Origin of the sequence: Burkholderia sp., from assembly GCF_018375725.1 — a bacterium.
Lineage (GTDB): Bacteria > Pseudomonadota > Gammaproteobacteria > Burkholderiales > Burkholderiaceae > Burkholderia.
Genome location: NZ_JAHACR010000396.1, coordinates 1 through 3,191 on the forward strand (window position 1 = coordinate 1; position 3,191 = coordinate 3,191).

General features: G+C 63.7%; 5 protein-coding genes. All 5 read right to left on the bottom strand.

Annotation, left to right across the window (positions count from 1 at the left end; translation table 11 throughout):
* The coding region (locus tag KH616_RS23335) for a DUF3329 domain-containing protein (RefSeq protein WP_292252318.1) at positions 1 to 289 on the bottom strand (289 nt) is incomplete at its 3' end.
* 57 nt (positions 290 to 346) lie between these two features.
* Complete coding sequence (gene phoB, locus KH616_RS23340) at positions 347 to 1,048, bottom strand: phosphate regulon transcriptional regulator PhoB (RefSeq protein ID WP_292252320.1); 702 nt, start codon at positions 1,046 to 1,048, stop codon at positions 347 to 349.
* Between the two features lie 32 nt (positions 1,049 to 1,080).
* Positions 1,081 to 1,785: a phosphate signaling complex protein PhoU gene (gene phoU / locus KH616_RS23345; RefSeq protein WP_292252322.1), complete on the bottom strand. Its 705-nt coding sequence runs from the start codon at positions 1,783 to 1,785 to the stop codon at positions 1,081 to 1,083.
* An 18-nt stretch (positions 1,786 to 1,803) separates the two neighbouring features.
* Positions 1,804 to 2,652, bottom strand: a complete 849-nt coding sequence (pstB, locus tag KH616_RS23350) for a phosphate ABC transporter ATP-binding protein PstB (protein WP_292252324.1) — start codon at positions 2,650 to 2,652, stop codon at positions 1,804 to 1,806.
* A gap of 15 nt (positions 2,653 to 2,667) precedes the next feature.
* A partial coding sequence (locus KH616_RS23355; protein WP_292252325.1) for an ABC transporter permease subunit occupies positions 2,668 to 3,191 on the bottom strand: 524 nt, incomplete at its 5' end.

The window sequence follows — 3,191 nt, forward strand, 5'->3', positions numbered from 1 at the left end:
GCTGCTGCTCGACCTGTCGCACCTGCGCATGCCATTGCTTCGCGAGCTTGTGCAGCCGGTAGTAGATCTCGCCCCAGATGCCCGGCGCGCTCGGCACCTCGCCGTAGACGGGCGCATCGAGCAGCCGCCAGAGACGCTGCGTGTGAAAGGTGCCGAAGAAACTCTGCGCGAGCAGCATGCCCAGCCCGAACACGAGCGCGGCCGTCAGGCCCGCGAACAGGCCGACGATCACGCCGATCAGCGCGAGCAGCACGAGCGACACCAGAAAGCGCGCCCATATGATGTTCATGATTCAGGCCCGAAAGTAGGAAAAGCCTGCCGCGGCGCACGATGCGCCGCGGGGGCGTCATGCGTGCCGGGCGAGCCGGTAACCGCTGCCGCGGACCGTTTCGATCATGGCATCGCAGCCTGCGGGCTTGAGCGCCGCGCGCAGCCGCTTGATGTGCACGTCGACCGTGCGCTCCTCGACGAACACGTGATCGCCCCACACCTGGTCGAGCAGTTGCGTGCGGCTGTGCACGCGCTCCGGATGCGTCATGAAGAAGTGCAGCAGACGGAATTCGGTCGGACCGAGATCGAGCTTGATCTCGCTGTTGGCCGAAGTCGCCGCGACGCGGTGCGTGGCCGGATCGAGGCGCAGCCCGTTGATCGACACGACGTCCTCGGTCAGCTGCGGCGCGCGGCGGCGCAACACGGCCTTGATGCGCGCCATCAGTTCCTTCGGCGAGAACGGCTTCGTCACGTAGTCGTCCGCGCCGATCTCGAGGCCCAGCACCTTGTCCTGCTCGTCGCCGCGCGCCGTCAGCATGATGATCGGGATGTGCTTGGTCCGCTCGTTGTTGCGCAGGTCGCGCGCGAACGCAATGCCGGACTTGCCCGGCAACATCCAGTCGAGCAGCACGAGATCGGGCAGCACGTCGCTGATCAGGCTCTGCGCCTGCTCCGCGTTGTAAGCGCGAATGGCGCAGTGTCCGGCATGCTGGAGATTCACCGAAATCAACTCGGAAATGGCGGGCTCATCTTCGATGACGAGAATGTTGCTGGGCATCGGCACCTCTGGTTCGTCAGTGTATAGGATGCTTAACTGTTGGCTTCGCGTTCGAGCGTGTCGCGCGGCTGGTGCCGTACGTCGGTGCCCTTCACGATATAGATGATGAACTCGGCGATGTTCTTCGCGTGGTCGCCGATCCGTTCGATCGCCTTCGCGATGAACAGGTATTCGAGCCCCGCCGAGATCGTGCGCGGATCTTCCTGCATGTACGACACGAGCTTGCGCACGAACGCACGGAATTCCTGGTCGATCTCCTTGTCGTCCTTGACGATCTGCGCGGCGGCGACCGTATCGAGGCGTGCGAACGCGTCGAGCGCGCGGCGCAGGATCGTCACCGCCATCTCGCCCGACACCTTGATCTCGGCGATATTGACCCCGCGGGCGGCCGGCTCGTCGATCAGGCGGCGCACGCGCTTCGCGATCTTCTCCGCCTCGTCGCCGGCCCGCTCGAGATTCGTGATCGTCTTCGAGATCGACATCAGGAGGCGAAGATCGCGCGCGGCGGGCTGCCGGCGCGCGATGATGTTGCCGCACTCCTGGTCGATCTCGACTTCCATCGCGTTCAGGATATCCTCGGTCGCGATCACCTTCTCGGCCACGTTGCGGTCGAATTCGTTGAGTGCGTACATCGCGCCCGTGATCTGCGCCTCGACGAGCCCGCCCATCTCCAGCACCTTCGACGACACGGCATTCAGATCGGCGTCGAACTGGCTCGACAAATGTTTATCTGGCATGGCTTGTTTTCCTCGTCATCAGCCGAAGCGGCCGGTGATGTAGTCTTCCGTTTCCTTGCGGACCGGCTTGATGAAGATCTTCTCGGTCTCGCCGAACTCGATCAGTTCGCCCAGGTACATGTAGGCAGTGTAGTCCGAGCAGCGCGCGGCCTGCTGCATGTTGTGCGTGACGATCACGACCGTGTAGTCGCTCTTCAGCTCCGCGATCAGTTCCTCGATGCGGCCCGTCGAGATCGGGTCGAGCGCCGAGCACGGCTCGTCGAGCAGCAGCACTTCGGGGCGGATCGCAATGCCGCGCGCGATGCACAGACGCTGTTGCTGGCCGCCGGACAGGCCGTAGCCGCTCTGGCTCAGCTTGTCCTTCACCTCGTTCCACAGCGCGGCCTTCGTCAGCGCCCACTCGACGCGGTCGTCCATCTCCGAGCGCGTGAGCTTCTCGAACATCTTCACGCCGAATGCGATGTTGTCGTAGATCGACATCGGGAACGGCGTCGGCTTCTGGAACACCATGCCGATGCGTGCGCGCAGCAGCGAAATATCGCGCTTCGTCGTCAGCAGGTTCTCGCCGTCCATCAGGATTTCGCCTTCGGCGCGCTGCTCCGGATAGAGCGCATACATCTTGTTGAACGTGCGCAGCAGGGTCGACTTGCCGCAGCCCGACGGGCCGATGAATGCCGTCACCTTGCCTTCGGGAATGCGCAGGTTGATGTTCTTCAGCGCATGGAACTGGTTGTAGAAGAAGTTGAGGTTGCTGACTTCGATCTTCGCGTTGAGCGGCGCGAGCGGACGGCCGTCCGACGCGCCGTGCGTGCCGGCCGGCGACGCGACGCATTCGATGGGATTCAGGTGGCTCTCTGCCATATTCATCGGATTGCTCCGCCGTTATTTTTTCGAAAAGATCGAGCGCGCCAGGATGTTGAGTCCGAGCACCCCGAGCGTAATCAGGAACACGCCCGCCCAGGCGAGCGATTGCCATTCCGCGAACGGGCTCATCGCAAACTTGAAGATCGTGACGGGCAGGTTCGCCATCGGCTGGCTCATGTCCAGCGAGAAGAACTGGTTCGACAGCGCGGTGAACAGCAGCGGCGCCGTTTCACCCGCGATCCGCGCGACCGCGAGCAGCACGCCGGTCAAGATCCCGCTGAGCGATGCGCGCAGCGTGATCGCCAGCACCATCCGCCATTTCGGCGTGCCGAGCGCAATGGCCGCTTCGCGCAGCGAGTTCGGCACGAGCTTCAGCATGTTCTCGGTCGTGCGGATCACGATCGGGATCTGCAGCAACGCCAGCGCGACGACCCCGGCCCAGCCGCTGAAGCGGCCCGCCTTCGCGACGACGATCGCGTAGACGAACAGGCCCACGACGATCGACGGCGCCGACATCAGGATGTCGTTGATGAAGCGGATCG